The organism is Mycolicibacterium parafortuitum (assembly GCF_010725485.1).
Classification (GTDB): domain Bacteria; phylum Actinomycetota; class Actinomycetes; order Mycobacteriales; family Mycobacteriaceae; genus Mycobacterium.
Genome location: NZ_AP022598.1, coordinates 3,269,298 through 3,293,303 on the forward strand (window position 1 = coordinate 3,269,298; position 24,006 = coordinate 3,293,303).

25 protein-coding genes are annotated in these 24,006 nt (G+C 66.7%); 15 read left to right on the forward strand and 10 right to left on the reverse strand.

Annotated features, from left to right (window positions below; translation table 11 throughout):
* Positions 1-4: 4 nt before the first annotated feature.
* The 7 genes from NTM_RS15805 (at position 5) to NTM_RS15835 (ending at position 8,778) form a co-directional block, all read left to right on the forward strand.
* Entirely contained in the window at positions 5-862 is an 858-nt protein-coding gene (locus NTM_RS15805; RefSeq protein ID WP_104863500.1) for an MlaE family ABC transporter permease, read from the forward strand.
* A gap of 103 nt (positions 863-965) precedes the next feature.
* Positions 966-2,156 carry an MCE family protein gene (locus tag NTM_RS15810; RefSeq protein WP_232079721.1) on the forward strand — a complete coding sequence of 397 codons (1,191 nt, stop codon included), beginning with the start codon at positions 966-968 and terminating at the stop codon, positions 2,154-2,156.
* The gene (locus NTM_RS15815) at positions 2,153-3,178 is read left to right on the forward strand and encodes an MCE family protein (RefSeq protein WP_163766803.1); all 1,026 of its coding nucleotides are present in this window, start codon (positions 2,153-2,155) and stop codon (positions 3,176-3,178) included. Before NTM_RS15810 ends, NTM_RS15815 begins: the two co-directional genes overlap by 4 nt.
* Positions 3,179-4,282: an MCE family protein gene (locus NTM_RS15820; protein ID WP_163766804.1), complete on the forward strand. Its 1,104-nt coding sequence runs from the start codon at positions 3,179-3,181 to the stop codon at positions 4,280-4,282. It begins immediately after the preceding gene.
* Positions 4,266-5,765 carry an MCE family protein gene (locus NTM_RS15825; RefSeq protein WP_163766805.1) on the forward strand — a complete coding sequence of 500 codons (1,500 nt, stop codon included), beginning with the start codon at positions 4,266-4,268 and terminating at the stop codon, positions 5,763-5,765. Before NTM_RS15820 ends, NTM_RS15825 begins: the two co-directional genes overlap by 17 nt.
* On the forward strand, positions 5,762-7,084 hold the full coding sequence (locus NTM_RS15830) for an MCE family protein (protein WP_163766806.1): 1,323 nt from the start codon (positions 5,762-5,764) through the stop codon (positions 7,082-7,084). The genes NTM_RS15825 and NTM_RS15830 overlap by 4 nt, the downstream gene beginning before the upstream one ends.
* Positions 7,084-8,778 (forward strand): MCE family protein, encoded by a 1,695-nt coding sequence (locus NTM_RS15835; RefSeq protein WP_163766807.1) that lies wholly within the window; start codon positions 7,084-7,086, stop codon positions 8,776-8,778. The genes NTM_RS15830 and NTM_RS15835 overlap by 1 nt, the downstream gene beginning before the upstream one ends.
* 101 nt (positions 8,779-8,879) lie before the next feature.
* Here the strand turns inward: NTM_RS15835 and NTM_RS15840 are convergent, their stop codons facing one another.
* Positions 8,880-9,398, reverse strand: coding sequence for an Rv2253/PknI dimerization domain-containing protein (locus tag NTM_RS15840; protein WP_179963945.1), 519 nt, complete (start codon positions 9,396-9,398; stop codon positions 8,880-8,882).
* 77 nt (positions 9,399-9,475) lie between these two features.
* On the opposite strand from NTM_RS15840, the gene NTM_RS15845 reads away from it, so the two are divergent.
* Positions 9,476-9,901 (forward strand): hypothetical protein, encoded by a 426-nt coding sequence (locus NTM_RS15845; RefSeq protein ID WP_104863492.1) that lies wholly within the window; start codon positions 9,476-9,478, stop codon positions 9,899-9,901.
* Positions 9,902-9,908: 7 nt separating this feature from the next.
* On the opposite strand, the gene NTM_RS15850 is transcribed toward NTM_RS15845, so the two are convergent.
* A complete protein-coding gene (locus tag NTM_RS15850) occupies positions 9,909-10,367 on the reverse strand; it encodes an Rv2576c family protein (protein ID WP_104863491.1) in 459 nt (152 codons plus the stop codon).
* Positions 10,368-10,420: 53 nt separating this feature from the next.
* Positions 10,421-11,701 (reverse strand): cytochrome P450, encoded by a 1,281-nt coding sequence (locus tag NTM_RS15855; RefSeq protein ID WP_104863490.1) that lies wholly within the window; start codon positions 11,699-11,701, stop codon positions 10,421-10,423.
* Between the two features lie 178 nt (positions 11,702-11,879).
* Here NTM_RS15855 and NTM_RS15860 point away from each other — a divergent pair, with 178 nt between their 5' ends.
* Complete coding sequence (locus NTM_RS15860) at positions 11,880-12,506, forward strand: TetR/AcrR family transcriptional regulator (protein ID WP_104863489.1); 627 nt, start codon at positions 11,880-11,882, stop codon at positions 12,504-12,506.
* Positions 12,507-12,512: 6 nt separating this feature from the next.
* Here NTM_RS15860 and NTM_RS15865 read toward each other — a convergent pair whose 3' ends face one another.
* The 6 genes from NTM_RS15865 to NTM_RS15890 form a co-directional block, all read right to left on the reverse strand.
* Complete coding sequence (locus NTM_RS15865) at positions 12,513-12,809, reverse strand: cytochrome C oxidase subunit IV family protein (RefSeq protein ID WP_232079722.1); 297 nt, start codon at positions 12,807-12,809, stop codon at positions 12,513-12,515.
* A 4-nt stretch (positions 12,810-12,813) separates the two neighbouring features.
* A complete protein-coding gene (locus NTM_RS15870) occupies positions 12,814-13,335 on the reverse strand; it encodes a cytochrome c oxidase subunit 3 (protein ID WP_104863585.1) in 522 nt (173 codons plus the stop codon).
* 71 nt (positions 13,336-13,406) lie between these two features.
* Complete coding sequence (locus tag NTM_RS15875) at positions 13,407-14,162, reverse strand: hypothetical protein (RefSeq protein WP_232079723.1); 756 nt, start codon at positions 14,160-14,162, stop codon at positions 13,407-13,409.
* Positions 14,159-14,902 carry a hypothetical protein gene (locus NTM_RS15880; RefSeq protein ID WP_104863488.1) on the reverse strand — a complete coding sequence of 248 codons (744 nt, stop codon included), beginning with the start codon at positions 14,900-14,902 and terminating at the stop codon, positions 14,159-14,161. Before NTM_RS15880 ends, NTM_RS15875 begins: the two co-directional genes overlap by 4 nt.
* Positions 14,903-14,994: 92 nt before the next feature.
* Positions 14,995-16,149: a thiolase family protein gene (locus NTM_RS15885; protein WP_104863487.1), complete on the reverse strand. Its 1,155-nt coding sequence runs from the start codon at positions 16,147-16,149 to the stop codon at positions 14,995-14,997.
* A 10-nt stretch (positions 16,150-16,159) separates the two neighbouring features.
* On the reverse strand, positions 16,160-16,600 hold the full coding sequence (locus NTM_RS15890) for a Zn-ribbon domain-containing OB-fold protein (RefSeq protein ID WP_104863486.1): 441 nt from the start codon (positions 16,598-16,600) through the stop codon (positions 16,160-16,162).
* Between the two features lie 83 nt (positions 16,601-16,683).
* Between NTM_RS15890 and NTM_RS15895 the strand changes: the two genes are divergently transcribed.
* Positions 16,684-17,202, forward strand: coding sequence for a VOC family protein (locus NTM_RS15895; RefSeq protein ID WP_197746360.1), 519 nt, complete (start codon positions 16,684-16,686; stop codon positions 17,200-17,202).
* Between the two features lie 6 nt (positions 17,203-17,208).
* Here the strand turns inward: NTM_RS15895 and NTM_RS15900 are convergent, their stop codons facing one another.
* On the reverse strand, positions 17,209-17,925 hold the full coding sequence (locus NTM_RS15900) for an enoyl-CoA hydratase/isomerase family protein (RefSeq protein WP_163766809.1): 717 nt from the start codon (positions 17,923-17,925) through the stop codon (positions 17,209-17,211).
* 93 nt (positions 17,926-18,018) lie between these two features.
* Between NTM_RS15900 and NTM_RS15905 the strand changes: the two genes are divergently transcribed.
* The 5 genes from NTM_RS15905 (at position 18,019) to NTM_RS15925 (ending at position 23,973) form a co-directional block, all read left to right on the forward strand.
* Entirely contained in the window at positions 18,019-19,617 is a 1,599-nt protein-coding gene (locus tag NTM_RS15905; RefSeq protein ID WP_163766810.1) for an AMP-binding protein, read from the forward strand.
* A gap of 35 nt (positions 19,618-19,652) precedes the next feature.
* A complete protein-coding gene (locus tag NTM_RS15910; protein ID WP_083143962.1) occupies positions 19,653-20,843 on the forward strand; it encodes an amidohydrolase family protein in 1,191 nt (396 codons plus the stop codon).
* The gene (locus tag NTM_RS15915; protein WP_163766811.1) at positions 20,840-22,327 is read left to right on the forward strand and encodes a FadD3 family acyl-CoA ligase; all 1,488 of its coding nucleotides are present in this window, start codon (positions 20,840-20,842) and stop codon (positions 22,325-22,327) included. The genes NTM_RS15910 and NTM_RS15915 overlap by 4 nt, the downstream gene beginning before the upstream one ends.
* 150 nt (positions 22,328-22,477) lie before the next feature.
* A complete protein-coding gene (locus NTM_RS15920; protein ID WP_163766812.1) occupies positions 22,478-23,338 on the forward strand; it encodes an Rv1363c family protein in 861 nt (286 codons plus the stop codon).
* Complete coding sequence (locus NTM_RS15925) at positions 23,335-23,973, forward strand: hypothetical protein (protein ID WP_104863481.1); 639 nt, start codon at positions 23,335-23,337, stop codon at positions 23,971-23,973. The genes NTM_RS15920 and NTM_RS15925 overlap by 4 nt, the downstream gene beginning before the upstream one ends.
* Positions 23,974-24,006 lie beyond the last annotated feature (33 nt).

The window sequence follows — 24,006 nt, forward strand, 5'->3', positions numbered from 1 at the left end:
CGATATGGGTACTTCAGCAGTCATCCGGTCGCGGTTCCCGCGGCTGGTCGACCATCTGGGCCGGCCGATCTCGCTGCTCGGCCGCCTCGGCGATCACGTGCTGTTCTACGGCCGCGCGATCGCGGGGGTGCCCCATGCCGCGGTGCACTTCCGCAAGGAGATCATCCGGTTGATCGCCGAGATCTCCATGGGCGCGGGCACGTTGGCGATGATCGGCGGCACCGTGGTGATCGTCGGCTTTCTGACCCTGGCCGCCGGCGGCACGCTGGCGATCCAGGGCTACAGCTCGCTGGGCAACATCGGCATCGAAGCGCTGACCGGGTTCTTGGCCGCGTTCATCAACGTGCGCATCGCCGCACCGGTGGTCGCCGGGATCGGGCTGGCGGCGACGTTCGGCGCCGGGGTGACCGCGCAGTTGGGCGCGATGCGGATCAACGAGGAGATCGACGCGCTGGAGTCGATGGGGATCCGCCCGGTCGAATACCTGGTGTCGACACGCATCGTGGCCGGCATGGTCGCGATCACGCCGCTGTACTCGATCGCGGTGATCCTGTCGTTCTTGGCCTCGCAGTTCACCACCGTGGTGTTGTTCGGGCAGTCCGGTGGGCTCTACGACCACTACTTCGACACGTTCTTGAACCCGATCGACCTGTTGTGGTCGTTCCTGCAGGCCGTGCTGATGGCGATCGCGATCCTGCTGGTGCACACCTACTTCGGCTACTTCGCGTCGGGCGGGCCCTCGGGCGTGGGGGCGGCGGTCGGTAACGCGGTGCGCACCTCCCTGGTGGTGGTGGTGTCGGTGACCCTGCTGGTGTCACTGTCGATCTACGGTTCCAACGGCAACTTCAACCTGTCGGGCTAGGGGAGACGAGTTGAGTAAGAACCTGGGACCGGGCCCGCTCCACCGGTCAGAAACGCAAAGCGCCGCAGCACCTCTGGCGGCATCCTCGGGACGGCACTTCGGGGTGTCGAACGCGGTGCGGCCGCTGGCCGGGCTCGGCCTGGTGGTGGCTCTGGTGCTCATCCTTGTGCTGGCGATCGGGTTGTTCGCCGGCAGATTCACCGAAACCGTTCCGGTGACCGTGATCTCCGAACGGGCCGGGCTGGTGATGAACCCCGACGCCAAGGTCAAGATGCGCGGCGTCCAGGTCGGTTCGGTCAAATCGATCGACTACCGGGCGGACGGCACCGCGGCCCTGCAGCTGGACATGGATCCGTCGCAGCTGCACCTGATCCCGGAGAACGTCAATGTCGACATCGCGTCGTCGACCGTGTTCGGCGCGAAGTTCGTCCAGCTCGAAGCGCCCGAGAACCCGACCGGTCAGCTGCGTGCGGGTCAGGTGCTGCGCGGCGAGCACATCACCGTCGAGATCAACACGGTGTTCCAGCAACTCGTGCGGGTGCTCGACGCGGTGGAACCGCAGAAGCTCAACGAGACGCTCGGTGCGTTGTCCCAGGCGTTCAGCGGCCGCGGCGAGAAGTTCGGTCAGACGCTGTCGAATTTCAACGCGCTGTTGGGCAAGCTCGAACCGAGCCTGCCCAACCTGGCCCACGACATCGAGGCCGCCGTCCCCACGCTGGAGGCGTACGGGGACGCGGCGCCCGATCTCGTCTCGACGATCGACAACTTCACGACGCTGGGCAATTCCATCGTCGACGAGCAGGACAACCTGGACCGGTTCCTGGTCAGCTCGATCGGACTGGGCGAGATCGGCAACGAGGTGCTCGGTGAGAACCGGGCAGGTCTGGCCAACGTCGCCGAGGTGCTCGTGCCGACCACCGAGTTGCTGCACGACTACCGAAAGTCCCTGTGGTGCGGGATCGGTGGGCTGGTGCCGTTCGCGACGTCGCCGCCGCAGTTCTCCGGCGTGTTCGTCTCGGCCGGTCTGACGCTCGGTGTGGAGCGCTACCGCTACCCGCGCGACCTTCCGAAGGTCGCCGCATCCAGCGGCGGGCGTGACTACTGCACCGAACTCGGGTTGCCCGAGATGCCCCCCGAGTTCGTGCCGCCGCTGATCGTCGGTGACGTCGGCTCGAATCCGGCGCAGTACGGCAACCAGGGCATCCTGCTGAACTCCGAAGGTCTGAAGAACTGGTTGTTCGGTCCGCTGGACGGCCCGCCGCGCAACTCCGCACAGATCGGACAGCCAGGATGACCCGCTCGACGACGACGCTGATCAAGTTCACCGTCTTCGGCCTGGTGATGGCCGTGCTCACGGCCTTTCTGTTCCTGGTGTTCAGCGACACCAGAACCGGTGCGGCCAACGAGTATTCGGCCGTGTTCAAAGATGCCTCACGGCTGAAGTCCGGAGACACCGTGCGCATCGCGGGCATCCGCGTCGGCACCGTCAAGGGCGTCGAGCTACAGGCCGATCGCAGTGTGCTCGTCACATTCGATGCGGACCGCAACACCAGGCTGACCACCGGCACCAACGCCGCGATTCGCTACCTGAACCTGGTCGGGGACCGTTACCTGGAGCTCGTCGACACCCCCGACTCCAACCAGATCCTGCCGGCGGGAGCCCAGATCCCGAACGAGCGCACCGCGCCCGCACTGGATCTCGACGTGCTGCTGGGCGGATTGCGGCCCGTCATCCAGGGGCTCAACCCCAAGGACGTCAATGCGCTGACGTCTTCGTTGGTGCAGATCCTGCAGGGGCAGGGCGGGACGCTGGATTCGCTGTTCGCCAAGTCGTCGACGTTCACCAACGCGCTGGCCGACAACAACCAGACCATCGAGTCCCTGATCGACGAATTGCGGACCGTGTTGGACACCATCGCCAAGGACGGCGACGAATTCTCCGGCGCGATCGACAAACTGGACCAACTCGTCACCGGTCTGGCTGCCGACCGCGACCCGATCGGTACGGCGATCACCGCGCTGGACAACGGCACCGCGTCGATCGCGGATCTGCTCAGCCGGGGCCGGGCGCCGCTGAACAACACCATCGACGAGCTCAGTCGGCTGGCGCCGCTGGTGGACAACGACCTGGACCGGACCGACGCCACGCTCACACGCCTGCCGGAGGTCTACCGAAAGCTCGCCCGCGTCGGCTCGTACGGCGCGTGGTTCCCGTACTACATCTGCGGGATCTCGTTCCGCGCCAGCGATCTCGAGGGTCGCACCGTGGTCTTCCCCTGGATCAAGCAAGAAGAGGGAAGGTGTGTGGACGAGTAGATGCTGAAATACCGCGGATCCCAACTCGTCAGGGCCGGCTTCATCGGCGTCGTCCTGATCATCCTCGTCATCGCCGTCGGCCTGCAGCCCGAGCGGCTGCTGTCCTGGGCGACGTCGGTGCGCTACCAGGCCATGTTCACCGAGGCCGGCGGGCTGACCGTCGGCAACGACGTCACCGTGTCCGGCATCAAGGTCGGCACCGTGTCTTCGATCGAACTCGACAACGGCGATGCCCTGGTCGGGTTCACCATCGACGGAAAGTACGCCTTGGGGTCGGACACCACCGCCCACATCCGCACCGGAACCCTGCTCGGTGAACGGGTTCTCGCCCTCGACTCCGACGGCAGCGGCACGCTGGACCCGCAGCAGGTCATCCCGACGACCAGGACGTCGTCGCCGTACTCGCTGACCGACGCGGTCGGGGAACTCACGGAGAACACCCGTGACACCGACACCGACCAGCTGAACCAGTCACTCGACGTGCTGTCGCAGACCCTCGACCAGATCGCGCCGCAGCTCGGGCCGACGTTCGACGGGCTGTCGCGGTTGTCGCAGTCGCTGAACAGCCGCAACGAGAGCCTGTCGGAGCTGCTGCGCACCGCCGGCGACGTGACCGGGATCTTCGCCGACCGCAGCGAGCAGGTCAACACGCTGATCCTGAACGCCAACGACCTGGTCGCGGTGCTCAACGAGCGCAGGCGCCAGATCACCAGCCTGCTGGCCAACATCTCGACGGTGTCCCAACAGCTTTCGGCGGTGGTCGCCGACAACGAGGCCGAACTCTCACCGGCGCTGGAGCGGGTCAACAACGTCACGCGGATGCTGGAGCGCCACCGCGACGACCTGGCCAAGATGCTGCCGGGCGCGGCGAAGTACTACCTGACCCAGGGTGAGATTGTTTCCAACGGCGCGTACTACAACGCGCTGGTGCCGAACATCCAGCCCGCCCAGTTGCTGCAGCCGTTCCTCGACTACGCATTCGGATTCCGCAACGGTGTCGACATCGGTCAGCCGCCGGACAACGCGGGCCCGCGCGCGCAGCTCCCGTTCCCTGTCAACAGCCTTCCGCAGCCTGGAGACCTCCCTGATGATGGCAACCCGTAAGCGGGTGGTGGCCGGCACCGCGGTGCTGTTGGCCATCCTCCTCGTCGCCGGCGCGGTGTTCCTCGTCCGGCAGGTGTTCTTCGGGCCGACGACGATCACCGCCTACTTCCCGACCGCGACCGCGATCTACCCGGGCGACGAGGTGCGGGTGTCGGGTGTCGCGGTGGGGACGATCGACAAGATCGAACCCGAGGGCACGCAGACCAAGATGACGTTGAAGGTCGACCGGGGTGTACCGGTGCCGGCCGATGCGAAGGCCGTCATCGTCGCGCAGAACCTCGTCGCGGCCCGGTACGTGCAGCTCACCCCGGCCTATCGAGACGGCGGCGGACCCACCATGGCCGACGGCGACGTGATCCCCGAGGAACGCACGGCCGTTCCGGTCGAATGGGACGAGGTCAAGACCCAGCTGATGCGGCTGTCCGAGGAACTCGGCCCACAAGCCGGGGTGTCGGGCACGGCGATCTCACGGTTCGTCGACAGCGCCGCGAACGCGATGGACGGCAACGGTGAGAAACTCCGCGAGACGCTGCGACAGCTCTCCGGTGCCGCCCGCATCTTCGCCGAGGGCAGCGGCAACATCGTCGACATCATCGAAAACCTGCAGATCTTCGTCAGCGCGCTGCGCGACAGCAAGGACCAGATCGTGCTGTTCCAGAACCGGTTGGCGACGTTGACCAGCGTCATCAACGACAGCCGGTCGGACCTGGATTCCGCGCTGTCCGAGCTGTCGGTGGCGATCGGCGAGGTCCAGCGTTTCGTCGCGGGCAGCAGGGAACAGACCACCGAGCAGATCCGCAGCCTCGGCCAGGTCACCCAGATTCTGGCGGACAACCGCCTGGCGCTGGAGAACGTCCTGCACATCACCCCGAACGCGATCGCGAACTTCGAGAACATCTTCTACCCGAACGGCGGCTCGGTGACCGGCGCGTTCGCGTTGTCGAACTTCTCGAACCCGGTGTGGTTCGTCTGCGGTCTGATCGGTGGCGTCGCGAACACGACCGCTCCCGAGACGGCGAAGCTGTGCGCGCAATACCTGGGCCCGGCACTACGATTGCTGAACTTCGGCGGGCTGCCCTTCCCGATCAACCCGTACCTGCGTCCCGCGGTAAGCCCGGACCGGCTCATCTATACCGATCCGAAGCTCGCACCCGGCGGGGCAGGGCCCGGCGATCCGCCGGAGCCCCCGCCGACCGTCTCCGCCTACATCGGGTCAGGCGACGTCGCACCGCCCCCCGGTTGGGCCGCACCTCCCGGTCCGCCCGGGATCTACCAGCCCGATCCGGACGCCCCGGCCACACCGTCGCCGGCGCTGTTCCCGGGTGCACCGCTGCCGGGTCCGCCGCGAATCCTGTCCAACATCCCGCCCGCGAATTCGGCGCCGGCCACCGTCGACGGACTGTTGTTGCCGCCTACGCCTGCACCCGTCGGCCCGGCGCCGAACGGGCCTCTGCTGCCGGCAGAAGGGACGCCGCCGTCATGATCCGCAGTGTCAAATCGCTTGCCGCGCTCGGCTGCGCCGCGGCCGTCACGTTGTCCGGGTGCTCGTTCCAGGGGGTGAACTCGCTGCCGCTGCCGGGTGCGGTCGGCCGCGGCGGGGACGCGGTGACCTATCACATCCAGGTGCCCAATGTGGCCACGCTGGAATCGAATTCACCGGTGATGATCGACGACGTGGTGGTCGGCAGCGTCGGGAAGATGACCGTGCAGAACTGGCACGCCGACGTCGAGGTGTCGGTCAAGCCGGATGTCGTAATCCCCGCGAACGCGGTGGCCACCGTAGGGCAGACCAGCCTGCTCGGCTCGATGCACCTGGCGCTGAACCCGCCGCTGGGCGAAGCCCCGAGCGGACGGCTGCAGCCCGGTTCGACGCTGCCGCTGAACTCGGCGTCGACATACCCGACGACCGAGCAGACGCTGTCGTCGCTGTCGACCGTCGCCAACGGCGGAGGGCTCGGGCAGATCGGCGACATCATCCACAACATGAGCACCGGGCTGGCCGGACGCGAGGACGAGGCCCGGGAACTGTTGCAGCGCCTCGACAATTTCATCGGTGTGCTCGATGAACAGCGGGACAACATCATCGCGACCATGACCCAGATGCGGCGCGTCGCCGGGACTTTCGCCGGTCAGCAGCAGGTGATCGACCGTGCACTGAAGGAGTTGCCGCCCGCCATCGACGTGCTCATCAGGGAACGGCCGCAGTTCACCACCGCGTTGCGGAAACTCGGCGAGTTCAGCGACACCGCCGCCGGTGTGGTCAACGACGCCGGTGACGACCTGATCAAGGACCTGGAGAAGCTCGGCCCGGTACTCGGTGCACTCGCCGACGTCGGCCCCGACCTGAACCTGGCGCTGCTGTGGGCGACGGCGTTCCCGTACGGGCCGACCTTTGCCGACCGCATCACCCGCGGCGACTACATCAACCTGTACGCGACCTTCGACCTCACCTACCCTCGGTTGAAGAAGACGCTGCTGCTCGGCACCCGCTGGGGTGACGAGAACGCGAAACTGATTCCGGCGCCGGGGGATCCGTACTACCTGAACTACTCGTACGATCCGCTCAAGCTCGGTGTCGCCCCGCCGCCGGCGGAGGCGCTGCCGCCTCCGTCCGAGGCCGCGGCCGATGCTCCGGCGCTCCCGCCGATCACCGAGCCGCTGCTGCCGGTGACACCGCCGCCTCCCGCGGCGCCGTGGCTGCCGCAGTCGCAACCGATCACCCCGGGCAACATCTTCGCCGGTCCCTATGCCAACGACGCCGTGCCGGCGTCAGTCGCACCGACACCAGGAGGTGGTGGCTGATGCTGACCCGATTTGTACGCAACCAGCTGATCATCTTCACCATCGCGTCGATCGTCGGCGTCGCGGTGATGCTGTTCGCCTACATGCAGGTGCCCACGCTGCTCGGCATCGGACGTCTCGCGGTGACGCTGGAACTGCCCGAATCCGGTGGGCTGTACCGCTTCAGCAACGTGACCTACCGCGGCGTCCAGGTCGGCAAGGTGACCGAGGTCCGGCTCACCGAGCACGGTGCCGAGGCGACGCTGTCGCTGGACACCTCGCCGGACATCCCGGCGGATCTGCGGGCCGAGGTGCGCAGTGTGTCGGCCGTCGGTGAGCAGTATGTGGATCTGCTGCCGCAGACCGATGGGGGACCGTTCCTGGAGGACGGCTCGCGGATCCCGGCGTCGCGCACAGTGGTGCCGCAGCAGGTGGGGCCGATGCTCGACCAGCTCAGCGCGATGGTCGACAGTCTGCCCAAGGACCGGATCCCGGATCTTCTCGACGAGACCTTCAAGGCGTTCAACGGTGCGGGGCCGGATTTCGGGTCACTGCTCGATTCCGCGACCACGCTGGCGAACGACGCCAATGGGGTGTCCGACCAGATGCGCACCCTGATCGACGACAGTCGACCACTGCTGGATTCGCAGGCCGAGACCACCGACGCGATCCGCACCTGGGCGCGCAGTCTCAACGGCATCTCCGCACAGGTGGTGCAGAACGATCCGCAGATCCGTGCGCTGCTCGAACGCGGTCCCGGATTCGCGCAGGAGGTGAGTTCGCTCCTGCAGGAGGTGAAGCCGACGCTGCCGATCCTGCTGGCCAACCTCACCACAGTGGGCCAGACGCTGCTGACCTACAACCCGGCACTGGAGCAGCTGTTGGTGTTGTTCCCCGGAATCATCGCCGCGCAGCAGTCGTTCGGTCTGCCGCAGAACAACCCGACCGGTCTGCCGGCGGGCGACTTCGCGTTGACGATCGGCGATCCCAACCCGTGTTCGGTCGGATTCCTTCCGCCATCGCAGTGGCGAAACCCGGAGGACGAAACCGTGATCGACACCCCTGACGGCCTGTATTGCAAACTGCCTCAGGACAGTCCGCTCAACGTCCGCGGCGCACGCAACTATCCGTGCATCGAGCATCCCGGGAAGCGCGCTCCCACAGTCGAACTCTGCAATGACCCCCGAGGGTTCGTGCCGCTGGCGATGCGCAACCATCTCACCGGTCCGTATCCGTTCGACCCGAGCCTGGTCGCACAGGGTATTCCGATCGATGACAGGGTCGAGGGTGAGGACCGTATCCACGCGCCGCTGCAGGGCACTCCGCTGCCGCCGGGAGCGGTGCGCGGCGGGACGCCGCCGGTGTCCGAGCCCGGAACGCCGGCGTTCCCGGTCGGTCCGCCCGGCCCGCCGGTGCCCGGTGTGGCGCCGGCGCCGCCGCAGCCGCTGTTCGCTCCGCCGGCCCCGCCGCCGGCCCCGCTGCCGCCCGGTCAGGGCCCGCTGCTGCCCAACCAGGCCGTCCCGGCGCCCCAGGGCGCGACGCCCGTCGCCCCGAGTGCATTCGGCGGCAGCGCGTCGGCAGGGCAGAGCATCGCGTCGGCAACCTATGACCCGCAGACCGGTCAGTACCTGACCGCCGACGGCGGACTGCACCAGATCAGTACTGTCACAGCGGGTTCAGAGCCGAAGACGTGGAAGGACCTGCTGCCCATGTAGGCAGCATCGGTGACGGCAGGCCTACTCGCCGAAATGGCATTCCGGCAGCGCGGGATTCCCGCAACCGCTGCGGGAATGCGGTTTCGGCGCAGAGGGGACCGCTAGGCGATCTTGTCCATCCGCACCGGCAGTTCGATCACCTTCGACTGGTTCACGCCGCATGCGCCGCTGTCGCTCTTGGTGATGTTTCGGCCATTGAACGTGGTGATGTCACGAGTCTTCGATCGCGCGGTCACCGGGTCCCAGCCGACCAGGATGAACTTCTGGTAGCCGGTTGCGAAAGTTCCATTCGGACAAGGCATCCAGTTAGGGACGACGTGCTCGATGAACCAATAGGCGTCCAACCTGGCGGTCCCCGTCCAGCCGAGGCTGCTCTTGACCTCGCCGTAACACTCGATCGGGCTCAAACACTTGGTGTTCACGGTCCAGGTCTCCAGCACTGACTGTTCCTTGATCTTCACCCCGTTGGTCCGGGCCCACGCGCCGTCGGAGTACACGCTCCAGGTACCGGAGATGTCGACGCCCCAATCTTCGGCGTGCGCCGACGGTGCGACACCGACGCTCCCGAACGCGGCCATCGCCGTCATCGCGACACCACTGATCAACCGTGTTACGCGCATGGTGCCAGCCTATCGCCGCTGCCAGTTGTGCTCTCCAAAAGCGAGAATTTCGTTCCGCCGCATGGGAAAATGTGCGGATGCGATCACTTGTCGCAGCGCTTGCTGCTCTGGCCGCCCCGGCAGTCCTGATGGCAGCACCGGCCGCTGCGGCACCGCCGCCGCCACCCCCGGGCGGGGAGTGCAATTATCCCAACTGCACGCCCGGAATTCAGCCGAACGTGGTACTGGGCTCCTACTGCTCGAACACCACGTATTACGTGTTCGGCGTGACCGATTGGGGCCGGCTGGTGTTCTGTGGCTCGCCGCGGCGGTACGAGCCACGGTGGTTCCGCTCTCCGGAGATGCACGGCATCAAGAACGTCGGAGATCTGTGTCCCGCGCTCGACGGCGAAGTCGCTCAGGCGCCGGACGGGCTGTTCCTGACCTGCATCGCCAAGGACAATCGGTCCTACTGGGAGCGCGGCGACGCCTCCGTCGGCGGCGGGAACCCACCGCCGCAGTAGCCGACGGCTACCAGGGCCGCTGCGAGCAGAGCGCCCCGCGGAGACCGGAATCGGTCGCGACGACGACATCGTCGACCCGCAGTTCACACACGAACCCGGGCGCGGCCAGGTCCGCTGTCTGAGCCGTGGGCAGACCCACCACGACCATCGACCACTGCGCGGGATCGGCCAGCCAGGTCTCGAACACCCACGGCTTGTCGGGGCCGAGATTGGCCTCCTGGTTCGGCGTGTACAGGTACGGATTGTGGCTGTACTCGGCCCAATTCGGCGGATCCTTCTCGCGATAGTAGATCTCCGCGTTCGCGATGTCCTGGCTGGCGCCGACCGTGTACTTGATGTGGTGCAACGGCGGAGGCGGCGGTGGTGCGGGCTGGGCGGCAGCGCTGCCGGCGCCCAGAGCGGCGCTCATCGAGAGCAGAGCCGCACCCGGGGCAGCCAGAAGCGTAAGCGTCTTGCGGAACACCATTTTTCGAGTTTAGAACGACACTACGGCCGCCGGGCGCGAATCGCTTGCGCCGCCTAACGAATCGGGGTGAAGGTGATGTTGACGTCGGTGAGGCCGCGCAGGATGAAGGTCGGCTCGTAGTTGTACGTCCGGTTTCCGGGCGGGCCGTGCAGCTCCTCGTCGATGGCGATGTCGCCCATGCGGTCCAGGATGCGTTCGATCGACACCCGGCCTTCCACACGGGCCAGCGGGCCACCCGGGCACGAGTGCACGCCGCGGCCGAACGCGATGTGCTCGCGGACGTTCTTGCGGTCCAGGTCGAACTCGTGCGGATTGTCGAAGCGGTTGGGATCGCGGTTGACCGCGCCGGGGCAGATCATCAGCGTGGTGCCGGCGGGGACGTCGATGTCGCCGATCTTGGTGTTCTTCTTGGCCAGCCGGAACTGGCTCTTGACCGGTGCGTCCATCCGCAGCGCCTCCTCGACGAACACCGGGATGCGGGTGCGGTCGCGACGCAGCCGCTCCTGGATCTCCGGATGGTCGCCGAGCACCCGCATCGACGCCGACAGCAGCTTGGTCGTGGTCTCCTGGCCCGCCGCGAACAGGAACGTCGCCGAGCGCACCACCTCGATGACCGGCGGGGTGGAGCCGTCCGGGTACTTCGCCGTCGCCAGCGCGGTGAGCACGTCGTCGCGAGGGTCCTTGCGCCGGTCCTCCAGGTACTTGATGAACTTCTCGTCCAGCCACTCCAGCGGGTTGGCGCCGACCAGGTCGCTGTGGTCGAGCGAACCGACGTTGGCGCCCGGGCGGGGCGCACCCAGCACGGTGCGGAACTCCTCGTGATCCTCTTCGGGCACTCCGAGCATGTCGGCGATCACCAAGAGCGAGAACGGCTTTGCGTAGGCGGTGAGGAATTCGCAGCGGCCGGCGTCGATGAAGTCGTCGAGCACCTCGTCGGCGAGGCGCCACATGAAGTCCTCGTTCTCCTTGAGCCGACTCGGCGTCAGCAGTCGGTTGAGCAGCGAACGGGCGTAGGTGTGGTCGGGCGGATCCATCGTGACCATGTGTTCGAACATCGGCATCTGGGACCGATGCTCGGTGATCTGGTCGGTGATGTCGTCCCCTTCGGGGGTGAACGGCAGCGGCGGGAACGGCCCGGCGACCGCGATGCACGACGAGTACGTATCCGAGTCCTTCAGCACGACGGCCGCCTCGTCGTAGCCGGTGACGGCCAGCACGCCATAGTTCGGCTCCCGGGTCACCGGGCACTTGCTGCGCAGGTGGTCGAAGTAGGGGTGCGGGTCCGGTACCAGGGACGGATCGGTGAAGTAATCGATCGTGTCGAAGTCGGTCATGTCCGTGGCCTCCCGGGGCTGGCGGGTCGTTCGTGCGGGGTGTTGGGCAGTGCGGGGTGTTGGGCAAAAGGTGTCCAAATGCTGAGCACCTGCTTAGCATGCGGTAAGAGTTAGGGTCAAGGTTCTCGGGTATCCCGCGAGTCACGCGGGACAGCGCAGAACGGGAATGGGAGTCAGCATGGCAGCGCCGCGGCGGATCGGAGCCCCGGATGCGAAGAATCGCGTCGTGCTGCTCGACGCCGCCGAGCAACTGCTCATCGAGGAGGGCTACGCCGCGGTGACCTCGCGCCGCGTGGCGGACCGGGCCGGCCTCAAACCGCAACTGGTCCATTACTACTTCCGGACGATGGAGGACCTGTTCCTCGCCGTGTTTCACCGCCGGGCAGAGGAAGGGCTGGCGGTGCTGTCGACCGCACTGCAGTCCCCGCAACCGCTGTGGGCGCTGTGGCGGTTCAGCACGGCACCGGAGGCGACCAGGCTGACGATGGAGTTCATGGGGCTGGCCAACCACCGCAAGGCACTGCGGGCCGAGATCGTCTATTACGCCGAGCGGTTCCGCCAGGAACAGAACCGCGCCATCGCCGAGGCGTTGCAGCGCTACGGCATGGCTACGGACGAGGTTCCGCCGGTGGTCTGGACGGTGTTCGCCACGAGCGTGTCGCAGGCGCTGGTGATGGAACGGGCGCTCGGGATGGACACCGGGCACGCTGAGACCTTCGCGTTCTGCGAGAGCTGGATCCGGCGCCTGGAGGGCGACCCGCTGCCCGAACTGGGCGGCGGCGACGGGTCCGGGGCGACCCCGTAACGACGGTCACCAGAGATAGATCGCCAGCACCGCGAGCCACAGAGTGACGAGCCACGCATCGGTGCTGCGCCGCAACCACACCGGGGCGCTGCGCACCTCCATGAAACAGCGGATGATCACGCGGCACTTGACGAAGCCGAGCATGATCACCGCGACGGTGATCGGCACGCTCGGATCGGCCTGACCGCCGGAGTGTCCCGGCGCCAACCACCACCCGAGCACGGTGATCGCCGAAAGGGCAAGCCAGGCAATGGTGATCGACCGGGCCTCGGATCTCCCCGGCAGCGTTTCGGGTGTGCTCACCTGATCACCTCATCACGTACAGCAGGCCGAAGATGACCACCCACAGCAGGTCCACCATGTGCCAATACACGGCGCTGGACTCCACCATCGACATGCGGCGCTTGCGGGGATTGCGCAACTCCCGCACCGTGATCCCGAGGATCAGCAGCCCCAGCGACACGTGGAACAGGTGCACGCCGGTGAGCATGTAATAGAACATGAAGAACTCGCCGCTGCCCATCGTGTGGCCCTGCGCGACCTTCGACCACCACTCGACGGCCTTGATCACGATGAACACCGCGCCGCACGCGCCGCCGAAGTACGTCAGCCGCAGCGCCGCTGCGATGTCTCCGGCATGCGCGGCGAGCACGCTGCGCGCCACGAACCATGAACTGGTCAGCAGCACAAGGGTGTTGAGCGCCCCGATGTCGAGGTTCAGGTGTTGCTGGGCGGCGAGGAACTCCGCGGGCGCCATGGCGCGATGCACCATGAAGATCAGGAAGTACGAACCGAAGATGATCAGGTCGCCGAGCACCATGACCCACATCGCGCCGTCGCCGGGCAGGTGGATGCGAGTGTCCTTGGCGCCGGGCGTCGGCGGCGTCTGCACGGTTCCGGTCACGGCAGCGGCGCCTGATCGGCCGGTTGCTCCTGGTTGGCCTTCCGCAGGAGCGCGATCACGCAGCACAGCCAGAAGCCGAAGATCGCCGTCCCGGTCCAGAACGACATCGAGCCGTTCCACGCGAACGGGCCCGCGGGGGCCACGAAGACCGGGATCGCCAGGACTTCGGTGACGATCTGCCAGACCGTGACATAGGCCAGCCACTTCGGAAAAATCTGGTTGCGGTCGTAGAGGATCGCGATCGCGAACCCGAAATAGGCAGCGGTGAAACAGCCCAGCGACCCGACATAGGACAGGCAACCCAGGTCGTACAGCAGTGCCAGCACCTCGGGATCACGGTCCGGTCGGAACGTCGCGGTCAGGAAGCAGAACGCCACCAGCAGACAGCCGGGCAGCGCGCCGACGGCCATCCCGCCCATGTACACGTAGGCCATCACCGAACCCGATGTCATGCGCTTCATGTGGTAGACGACGATCCCGTTGGCGACTCCCGCGCCACCCACGATCAGGATCAGGATGCCGAACCCGATCTGGATCGTCAGGTTGTGCGCGGCGAAGAACTCCACCTTCTGGGCCGTCGTGACATCGGGCCGGGGTGGGGGCATGGTCCTGGCGAGCGCGAAGAAGATCACACCGAACGCGGTGTAGAAGGCCGGCACGATCGAGAACACGATCCAGATGTCGCGCTTGCTCGCCGCCGGTCCCGCGGTGGCGGGCGTCGCACCGGACTGCGGTGAGACGACCGCGCTCATCGAGCCACCTGTTCCTGCACCGCCTGCCGGTGGAGTGTGTTGCGCAGCACGAAGAACATCACCGCGACGAACACCGCGAACGCGACGAAGCGCAGCCAGAACGAGATCTCACCGTCCCAGGCGAGTGGGCCCGTGCGGAAAACCGCCGCCGCTGCCGCAGGTGCCATCGCGACCCCGGTGAGAACCGCGAAATGCCCGACCCAGCGCGGAAATACAGCGTTGGGTCCGGTGTCGAGATACACCGCCAGGCCCAGCAACAGATTCTGTGCGACGAGCATGCCCACCGGTGCGACCAGCGTGATCCACGCCAGATCGTTGAGCAGCAGCAGTAGTTCGGGGTTACGGTCGGGGCGGAAGGCCGCGACGAGATAGAAGATGTCGGCGAGCGCGAACAAGGTGGCGCCGCTGACCGCCGCGGTCAGGTAGCAGTACGCGAGCGCGTGGCTCTGCGTCGTCATCCGCTTCATCTGGACGACGATCACCATGAAGAACGGCAACAGCATAATCGCGCAGAGGTTGTAAGTGATCATGCTGAACCGGATCAACGCGGTGTTGTCGGCGTAGAAGCCGGCGACTTCGTCGGCGGACATCTGTGGCGACATCGGCGGCAGAAAGCCGGGAAACGCCACGAACGCGATCAGCAACACCACGCCGAAGACCGGCGCCGTCCACAGCGCGATCAATTGCGTCCGGATGTTGGCCGTCTGCGGCAGATCTTCGGCTTCGGCGAGAATCTGCATCCACTGCCCCCTCACATGGAAGTAGCCGACCGGCTACTTCGCTCGAGAGTAGCCGATCGGCAACCGAACGTGTAGGGGTGAGCGCCGATCCGTCAGAGCGACAGGATCGTCGCCGATGCGGTGCCCGGTGCGCCGTAGACCTGCGCCAACCCGACGCGGGGGGTGCCGGGTACCTGGCGCTCGCCGGCTTCGCCGCGCAGCTGCCGCACCAGCTCGTGGACCTGGCGCAGCCCGGACGCGCCGATCGGCTCACCGTTGGCGATCAACCCGCCGTCGGTGTTGACCGGGATGCTCCCGCCGATCTCGGTAGCCCCGTCGGCCAGCAGCTTCTCCTGTTCGCCGTCGGCACACAGGCCGGTCTCGGCCATGTGAATGACCTCGGCGCCTGCGTCGGTGTCCTGCAGCTGGGCGATGTCGACATCCTCGGGGCCGATGCCCGCTGCCTCGTATGCCGCCTTGGCGGCGTAGACCGTCGGTGACGGGTCCTCGTCCAGCGGCGCCGACGTCGCGTGCACCTCGTAGGCGCCGAAGGTGCGGGTGCGGATCTCGCTCGCCCGTACGAAGACCGGCTTGTCGGTGTACCTGTGCGCGATGTCGGCGCGGCACATGATGACCGCCGCGGCACCCTCGTCGGGTGCGCAGAACATGTACTGCCGCAGCGGGTAGTTCAGCACCGGTGACGCCATGATCTCCTCGACGGAAATCTCCTTGCGCCGGAACGCATTCGGATTCTTCTCGCCGTTGCGGAAGTTCTTGTTGGCCACCCGCGCCAACGTCTCCTCGGAGATGTTGTGCTTGTGGATGTAGTGGTTGGCCTTCATGCCGAAGAACTTGGTGGTGACGAACTGCCCGTTCTCCGCATACCACTGTGGCAGCGCGAGTTTGGCCGGATCGTCGGTGAACGCGCCACGGGGGTGCTTGTCCAGTCCGATCGCGATCCCGATGTCGTACTTGCCCAGCCGGATCGTGTCGGCGGTCTGCTGGATCGCCGAGGCGGCGGTCGCGCACGCGTTGAACACATTGGTGAACGTGATGCCTGTCAGGCCGACCAGCCGGGTCACCGCGTCAGGGTTGGACACCTCGTAGCTGCCGCCGAAACCGAACTGGATGTCCTTCCAGTCCAGACCGGCGTCGGTCAGCGCGGACTGGATGGCCTCCGCGCCCATCTCCATCGCCGTCTTGTCGAACCGGCCGAACGGATGCAGGCCGACGCCGATGATCGCGACGTCGTTGGCTGAACTCGTCATGGTCGCTTCCTCAGTTCTCGACGGGCCGGAAGGCGAAGGTGACGACCTCGGTCCCGTCCTCGTCCTTGGTGAACGGGATCATGGTCAGCTCGACCGGCTGGCCGAATTTCAGCTTCTCCGGGTCGTTCTCGGTGAGGCGGCCCTCGACGCGGATCGTGTCGTCAAGTTGGACGAGACCGACCCCGAACGGTACGAAATCCTTTCCGGCCGGGCCCTTGTACGGCGCTCCGGGCGGGAAGCCCTGCGTCGTCCAGGCGACCAGCGTGCCGCGCCGGGGGAGCAGCACATCGGACATCTCACCGCCACTGCACTTCGGGCAGCGCTGCTGCACCGGGAAGGTGGTGGCACCGCAGCCGGCGCAGGTGCTGCCGACGAGCTGCGGATCTGAGTTCGGCCAGGTGGAGATTTCGGGCGCCAACGCCCGCTGCGTGCTCGACACGTGATTGACCATAATCGGAAATGACGTTCTCGTCTACAGAGAACAATGCCGGGGAACCCCGGTATTCGGCACCGATCGCCTGTTACCGTGCCGGCGTGAAGCCTCCCGGTGCCATTCGTCAGATCGGCTACGTCGTCACTGATCTGGATCGCGCGCTGGACGGTTGGGTCTGTCTGGGTGTCGGGCCGTGGTTCGTGATCCGCAACCTCGAACAGCGTGTGACCTATCGCGGCGTGCCGTGCGAGATCACGCTGTCGCTGGCGCTGGCCAACAGCGGGGACATGCAGGTCGAGGTGATCTGTCAGCACGACGACACCCCGAGCGTGTTCACCGAGTTCCTCGCCGCCCGCGGCCCCGGCTTTCACCAGTTGGCTTATTGGACAGAGGATTTCGAATCCACCATGGCCGGACTGGCCGAGACCGGATGGCCGGTGGTGTGGTCCGGTGGTGAGGATGTCGGCACACGGTTCGCCTATCTGGAACCGCCCGGTGGCCCCGCGGCCGCCATCGAGATCATGGAGCTGACCGATGCCACCTCGGGGATGGCGACGTTCCTGCGCGACGCGGCGGCGTCGTGGGACGGCACGGACCCGATCCGGGAGTTGTCCGGCTGACGGGCGTCACTTGCCCTTGTTCATCACCTTGTCCGCGGCGGCCCAGTGCTCGTCGGACACCCATAGGTGCGCGAACGCGGCGACCGCTTCCGTCGTGGACGCTCCGCGCATCACCCGCTTGACCTGACCCGCCGGGCGCTTGGCCAGCAGCCGGGCGGTCAGGCGCCACTGCTCGTCGAAACTGGCCCGCGGAATCACCTGGTCGATCAGACCGATGCGTTCCGCGTCGGTGGCCGCCAGGATCCGCCCGGTGCCTGCCAGCAGCAGTGCCCGGCTGTAGCCGACGAGTTCCACCAGGCGCTCGGCCCCGCCCCACGCGGGCATGATCTCCAGGGCCACCTGATTGAAGCCGATCTTGATGTCGTCAGCGGCAAGCCGGATGTCGGCGGACACCGCGAACTCGGCCCCGCCACCCAGGGCATGACCGTTGAGCGCGGCCACCGTCGGACCCGGGAACCCCGCGATGCGGTCGCAGATCGAGCGCATCCGTAAGGACATCGCGCCGGCCTGTTCGACGGTGCGCAACGCGCTCAGTTCCTTGAGGTCGCCGCCGGAGACGAACGCCTTGTCGCCCGCGCCGGTCAGGGCCAGCGCCGCCGCCCCGCCGGCACCGTCGAGAGCCTCGTCGAGCTGGTCCATCGTCTCGAGCGAGATCGCGTTGCGCGCGTGCGGCCGATCGATCGTGATGATCGCCAGACCGTCATCGATCTCCAGCTCGACCATCCGGTCATTCTCCTTCTACGGTATTGGCATTCTCGCAGGCGGAGAATAGCATCGCCTCGCATCTCCTTGCCGACGGGAAGGTGGCTCCACGCCATGCGAAGGATCCCTGCAGAGCTCGTCGAACGATACGAGCGCGAGGGCTATTGGACCCGCGAGACCCTCGGCGACATGTTGGCCGACGGGCTCAAGAAGAGTCCGGACGCCGGCTTCTACGTGCACTCTGCCATGCGGCCGTATTCGGGCACCTTCGGCGACGTCGAGCACGATGCGCGGCGGTTGGCCGCCGGACTGCGGGAGCGCGGCGTCGGGGCCGGCGACGTGGTCGCCCTGCAACTGCCGAACTGGCGGGAGGCAGCGGTCACGTTCTGGGCTTCGGCGTTCCTCGGTGCCGTCGTGGTGCCGATCGTGCACTTCTACGGGCGCAAGGAACTGGCGCACATCCTGGCGACCGCCGCACCGCGGGTGTTCGTGACCACCGGAGAGTTCGGCCGTCTGCGTTATCAGCCCGACCTGTGTGCCGGCGTGCCGATCGTCGCCTTGGTCGGCGACGAACACGAGTCCTCGGGTCACGTTTATGCATTCGAGGATCTGCTCGCGGCCGAACCGATGCAAGGCACGGTCGCCGCCGACCCGGCCGCGCCGGCGCTGATCGCGTTCACCTCGGGCACCACCCGGGATCCCAAGGGTGTGATCCACAGCCACCAGACGCTGAGCTTCGAGACCCGCCAGCTACTGGAGAACTACCCGCCTGACCGCGGTCGGCAACTGACCGCGACCCCGGTGGGGCACTTCATCGGAATGCTCGGGGCGTTCCTGATCCCGGTGCTCGAGGGAGCGCCGATCGATCTGTGCGACGTGTGGGATCCGGGGCGCGTGCTGGCGCTCATCGAGCGCGACGGGTTGTCGGTCGGCGGCGGGCCGCCGTACTTCGTGACCAGCCTGCTGGACCATCCCGACTGCAGGCCCGAGCACCTGAGCCACTTCAAGACCGTCGGGCTGGGCGGATCCACGGTGCCGGCAGCGGTCACCCGCAGGCTGACCGACCTCGGCATGTTCGTGTTCCGGTCCTACGGCAGCACCGAGCACCCGTCGATCACCGGGTCGCGGCCCGACGCGCCCGAGGACAAGCGGCTGTTCACCGACGGCGACGCGCGCCCCGGTGTCGAGATCAAACTCGGGCCTGACGGCGAGATCTACAGCCGTGGACCGGATCTGTGCCTGGGCTACATCGACGAGGAGCTCACCGCGCGGGCGTTCGACGACGACGGCTGGTACCGCACCGGCGACATCGGCGTGCTCGACGAGGACGGGTATCTGACGATCACCGACCGCAAGGCGGACGTGATCATCCGCGGCGGGGAGAACATCAGCGCGCTGGAGGTCGAGGAGGTGCTCCTGGCGATGCCGCCGGTCGCCGAGGCCGTCGTCGTCGCCGCGCCCGACGAACGGCTGGGGGAGCACACCGCGGCGGTGCTGCGGATTCGCGACGGGCACGAGATGCCGACGCTCGAGGACGTGCGCGCCCACTTCAGAAGCGTCGGCGTCGCCACCCAGAAGTGGCCCGAGGAGTTGCACCGCGTGCCGGCCGGAGAGGACTTCCCGCGGACCGCCAGCGGCAAGGTGCAGAAGTACATGATCCGGCAACAAGTCGCCGAAAGCGCGCAACGGGTCGTTGCGGCCCAACAAAAATGAGAATACGATTCTCACGATAGGAAAAGGAGTCTTTCATGGGACAACTGTCGCACCGGGTTGAGATCCCGTTCCCGCTGTTCGATGCGGACAACCACCTCTATGAGCCGCCAGAGGCGATGACCAAGTACCTGCCCAAGGAGTACAAGGACATCGTCCAGTACGTCGAGATCAACGGGCGCACCAAGATCGCGCTGAACGGCCAGATCAGCAACTACATTCCGAACCCGACGTTCTCGGTGGTCGCCAAGCCGGGTGCGTGGGAGGAGTACTTCAAGTACGGCAACCCGGACGGCAAGAGCAAGCGCGAGCTGTTCGGTGAGCCGATGAAGGCCATTCCGGCGTTCTTCGAGCCCGAGCCGCGCATCAAGGTGATGGACGAGCTCGGCGTCGACCGCAGCCTGATGTTCCCGACGCTGGCCAGCCTGATCGAGGAGCGGCTCTCCGACGATCCGGTCGCCATCCACGTGATCATCCACTCGCTGAACCAGTGGCTGGACGAGGTGTGGGGCTTCAACTACCAGAACCGCATCTTCACCACGCCGGTCATCACGCTGCCGATCGTCGAGAAGGCGATCGAGGAACTCGAGTGGTGCGTCAAGCGCGGTGCCCGCGCGATCCTGATCCGGCCGGCTCCGGTGCCCGGTTTCCGCGGCCCGCGCTCGTTCGCGCTGCCCGAGTTCGATCCGTTCTGGGAGCGCGTCGTCCACCACGACATCTTCGTCGGTATGCACTCCTCCGACAGTGGCTACTCGCGCTACACCTCGGAGTGGGACGGCAAGGCCCAGGAGATGCTGCCCTTCCAGACCAACGCGATGTCGATCCTCAACGAGTGGCGTCCGATCCAGGACGCGGTGGCGTCGTGGGTGATCCACGGTGCGCTGTTCCGGCACCCGAAGCTCAAGGTCGGCATCGTCGAGGCCGGCTCGAAATGGATGTTCCCGCTGCTGGACTCGATGGCCGAGGTGTACAAGAAGGCGCCCGAGGCCTTTCTCGGCAACCCGATCGAGGAGATCAAGAACCGCATCTACGTCAGCCCGTTCTACGAGGAGGGCATCGACGACCTGATCAACCTGATCGGTGTGGACCAGGTGCTCTACGGTTCGGACTGGCCGCATCCGGAGGGCCTCGCGGAACCGACGCACTACGTCACCGCCCTCGAGCACCTCTCGGTCGAGGACCAGGCCAAGATCATGGGTGGCAACCTGGGGCGCCTCGTCACGACGTGACGTACCAAGGCCAATGGCGGACCCTCCCTGAGTTGGTCGCCAGCGCAGCGGACCGATTCGGCGACGCGGAAGCGGTCGTCGACGGTCCGCTGCGCTTGTCCTTCGCAGAAGTCGGCGAGCGGATCAGCTGTGCTGCAGGAGCTTTCGCCGACCTCGGCATCGAGAAGGGGGACCGGGCGGCGATCTGGGCCCCCAACAGCGCCGAATGGATCATCGCCGCGTTCGGGCTGCTGACCGCCGGCGGGGTGCTCGTGCCCGTCAACACCCGGTTCAAGTCCGACGAAGCGTCCGACATCATCAGCCGCAGCGGCGCGAAGGCTGTTCTGGTGCAGCAGGGATTTCTCGGGGTCGAGTACACGCTGCCTTCGTCGTGGGCTGGACGGCGACCGCCCGTCATCGATCTGAAATCCGACTTCCTCTCCAGCGGAAGGCCTTTCAGCAGACCTGTCGACGGCGACGACATCTCCGACATCATCTTCACCTCCGGCACCACCGGGCGGCCCAAGGGTGTGATGATGAACCACCGCCAGAATCTGCGGCTCTACCAGGAGTGGTGCGACCTCGCCGACCTGCGCGAGGGTGACCGCTATCTGATGGTCAACCCGTATTTCCACACCTTCGGCTACAAGGCCGGGCTGATCGCGTCATTCATCCGGGGCGCCACGATGCTGCCGGTGCCGGTATTCGACGTCGACCGCGTGGTGGAACTCATTGCCGCCGAGCGCATCACGATGCTGCCCGGGCCGCCCACGCTCTATCACTCGCTGTTGTCGGTGCCGGACAAGTCCAAATTGTCCACGTTGCGCGCCGGGGTCACCGGGGCCGCGGACATCCCCGTCGAGCTGATCCGGCGGGTACACGAGGAGCTGCCGTTCCAGACGCTCGCGACGGGTTACGGGCTGACCGAGGCCGGGACGGTGACACTGTCGCGCCCGGGGGATTCGTTCGAGGACATCGCGACCACCGCGGGCGTCGCGTGCGACGGTGTCGAGATGCGCATCGCCGAGGACGGCGAGGTGCTGGTGCGCGGCTACACCGTGATGCAGGGCTACCTCGACGACCCGGCGGCCACCGCCGAGGCCATCGACGGCGAGGGCTGGTTGCACACCGGCGACCTCGGCACCGTCGACGACGCCGGGCGACTCCGCATCGTCGGGCGCAAGAAGGACATGTTCATCGTCGGCGGCTTCAACGCCTACCCGGCCGAGATCGAGGGGTTCCTGCTGGAGCATCCCGCCGTGGCGCAGGCCGCGGTGATCGGGGTGCCCGACGAGCGGCTGGGCCAGGTGGGCAAGGCGTTCGTGGTGCCGAAGGCGGGCTCGGGCGATCCCGCCGCAGAGCTGAACAAGGACGATCTGGTGGCCTGGTGCCGAGACCGAATGGCAGGTTTCAAGGTGCCGCGGTATGTAGAGTTCCTCGACGAGTTGCCGTTGAACGCCACCGGCAAGGTGATGAAGGACCGCCTGGAGGCCAGCCCGCGCTGAGCGCCCGCCCAGCGTACGGGCGGTGTTTTCGCAGGCCGGCCTTTTTGTCCGGACCTGCGGACCGGAGGTATCGTTAATGCGATACTCAAAAATCAAGAATGGCATTCTCATAGTGGTTTTCCGCGATGACCAGCAGACAAGGAGGTCGGTGTGCCGTCATTCAGGCGACGTGACACGGTGATCGACGCCGATCGCGTCGAAGAGTCGACCGTGGATCCTGAGCGGGCGGCAGACGCCGACCAGATCCGGGCATTGGCCGAGGAAGCCGAAGCCGAAGCCGCGGAAGCCGAGGCGATCGCCGCGGCGGCCCGGGCGCGCGCCCGGGCGGCACGTTTGCGCCGCCAGGCACTCGACGCCGACGGGAAACCGATCGACGCGCAAAAGACTGCCGACGTCGAGGACGCCGGGGACGCCGACGAATCGGCCGACGGCGAGGCCGTCGACATCGACGAGGCAGAGGCGATTACCGACACCCCCGAAGCCGCACCCGGCAACCGCAAGCGGCGCCTGGCGCGTCCGCGGTGGCAGTCGGTCGCGGTGGCGGTGATCCTCACGATCGCCGTGCTGGGCACCGCCGCACTGCTGGCCGTCAGCGGCTACATGCGGTTGGAGCACCGCGACGCGCAGGCACTCCATCAGCAGAACGCCGAGTACGCCGCGGCGGCCCGGCAGAGCGTCGTGACGCTGATGTCACTGGACTTCAACAACGCCGAAGCGGACGTCCAGCGCATCATCGACAACTCGACCGGCCAGTTCAAGGACGACTTCGAGGCCCAGGCCGCCGACTTCGTGAAGGTCGCCCAGGACTCCAAGGTCGTCACCGAGGTCACGGTGAACTCGACCGCCGTGGAGTCGATGACCGACGACACCGCCGAGGTGCTCGTCGCGGCGTCATCGCGGGTCACCAACACCGCCGGGGCCAACCAGGAACCGCGAACCTGGCGGCTGCGAGTGAGCCTGGTGCGTGAGGGCGACCAGATCAAGATGTCGAAAGTGGAGTTCGTGCCGTGAGCGACAAAGAGTCCACCACCGCCGAGGACACCACCGCCGATGGTGACGAGGCCACGGATGCGGCATCCGAGTCCGCCGAAGTCACCGAATCCGAAGCGGTCGAGGTGACAGGCGAGGCGCCGGACGCGTTGCCCGCGCGGCGCAATGTGCGCGTGCTCGTCGCGTCGGTCGTGGTCGCGCTGCTGATGCTCGGTGGCTCCGCCGGGCTGGCCGCCTGGCTGTACTACAACGAGTACCGGCCGGACAAGGAAACCGATCCGGCCGCCGCGCAGGTCGCGCTCGAAGCGGCCAAGACCGGCACGATCGCACTGCTGTCGTACTCGCCGGAGTCGCTCGACCAGGACTTCGCCAATGCGAAGTCGAAACTGACCGGGGACTTCCTGTCGTACTACACCCAGTTCACCGAACAGATCGTCGCGCCTGCGGCGAAGGAGAAGTCGGTCAAGACCGCGGCGTCGGTGGTCGGGTCCGGGGTCTCGCAGATCAGCGCCGACAGCGCCGAGGTGCTGGTGTTCATCAACCAGACCACGACGAGCAAGGAGAACCCCGACGGCGCGTTCGCCGCGAGCAGCGTCAAGGTGGGGTTGACAAAGATCGACGGCACCTGGCTGATCGCGTCGTTCGACCCGGTATAGCGCGGATATCCTCGGACGCCGTGACGTTAACGG

Coding starts and splice junctions, on each gene's coding strand:
- NTM_RS15805 (WP_104863500.1), top strand. CDS start 5: ATGGGTACTTCAGCAGTCATCCGGTCGCGGTTCCCGCGGCTGGTCGAC.
- NTM_RS15815 (WP_163766803.1), top strand. CDS start 2,153: ATGACCCGCTCGACGACGACGCTGATCAAGTTCACCGTCTTCGGCCTG.
- NTM_RS15820 (WP_163766804.1), top strand. CDS start 3,179: ATGCTGAAATACCGCGGATCCCAACTCGTCAGGGCCGGCTTCATCGGC.
- NTM_RS15825 (WP_163766805.1), top strand. CDS start 4,266: ATGATGGCAACCCGTAAGCGGGTGGTGGCCGGCACCGCGGTGCTGTTG.
- NTM_RS15830 (WP_163766806.1), top strand. CDS start 5,762: ATGATCCGCAGTGTCAAATCGCTTGCCGCGCTCGGCTGCGCCGCGGCC.
- NTM_RS15835 (WP_163766807.1), top strand. CDS start 7,084: ATGCTGACCCGATTTGTACGCAACCAGCTGATCATCTTCACCATCGCG.
- NTM_RS15840 (WP_179963945.1), bottom strand. CDS start 9,398: ATGCGCGTAACACGGTTGATCAGTGGTGTCGCGATGACGGCGATGGCC.
- NTM_RS15845 (WP_104863492.1), top strand. CDS start 9,476: ATGCGATCACTTGTCGCAGCGCTTGCTGCTCTGGCCGCCCCGGCAGTC.
- NTM_RS15850 (WP_104863491.1), bottom strand. CDS start 10,367: ATGGTGTTCCGCAAGACGCTTACGCTTCTGGCTGCCCCGGGTGCGGCT.
- NTM_RS15855 (WP_104863490.1), bottom strand. CDS start 11,701: ATGACCGACTTCGACACGATCGATTACTTCACCGATCCGTCCCTGGTA.
- NTM_RS15860 (WP_104863489.1), top strand. CDS start 11,880: ATGGCAGCGCCGCGGCGGATCGGAGCCCCGGATGCGAAGAATCGCGTC.
- NTM_RS15870 (WP_104863585.1), bottom strand. CDS start 13,335: ATGTGGGTCATGGTGCTCGGCGACCTGATCATCTTCGGTTCGTACTTC.
- NTM_RS15875 (WP_232079723.1), bottom strand. CDS start 14,162: ATGAGCGCGGTCGTCTCACCGCAGTCCGGTGCGACGCCCGCCACCGCG.
- NTM_RS15880 (WP_104863488.1), bottom strand. CDS start 14,902: ATGCAGATTCTCGCCGAAGCCGAAGATCTGCCGCAGACGGCCAACATC.
- NTM_RS15885 (WP_104863487.1), bottom strand. CDS start 16,149: ATGACGAGTTCAGCCAACGACGTCGCGATCATCGGCGTCGGCCTGCAT.
- NTM_RS15890 (WP_104863486.1), bottom strand. CDS start 16,600: ATGGTCAATCACGTGTCGAGCACGCAGCGGGCGTTGGCGCCCGAAATC.
- NTM_RS15900 (WP_163766809.1), bottom strand. CDS start 17,925: ATGGTCGAGCTGGAGATCGATGACGGTCTGGCGATCATCACGATCGAT.
- NTM_RS15905 (WP_163766810.1), top strand. CDS start 18,019: ATGCGAAGGATCCCTGCAGAGCTCGTCGAACGATACGAGCGCGAGGGC.
- NTM_RS15910 (WP_083143962.1), top strand. CDS start 19,653: ATGGGACAACTGTCGCACCGGGTTGAGATCCCGTTCCCGCTGTTCGAT.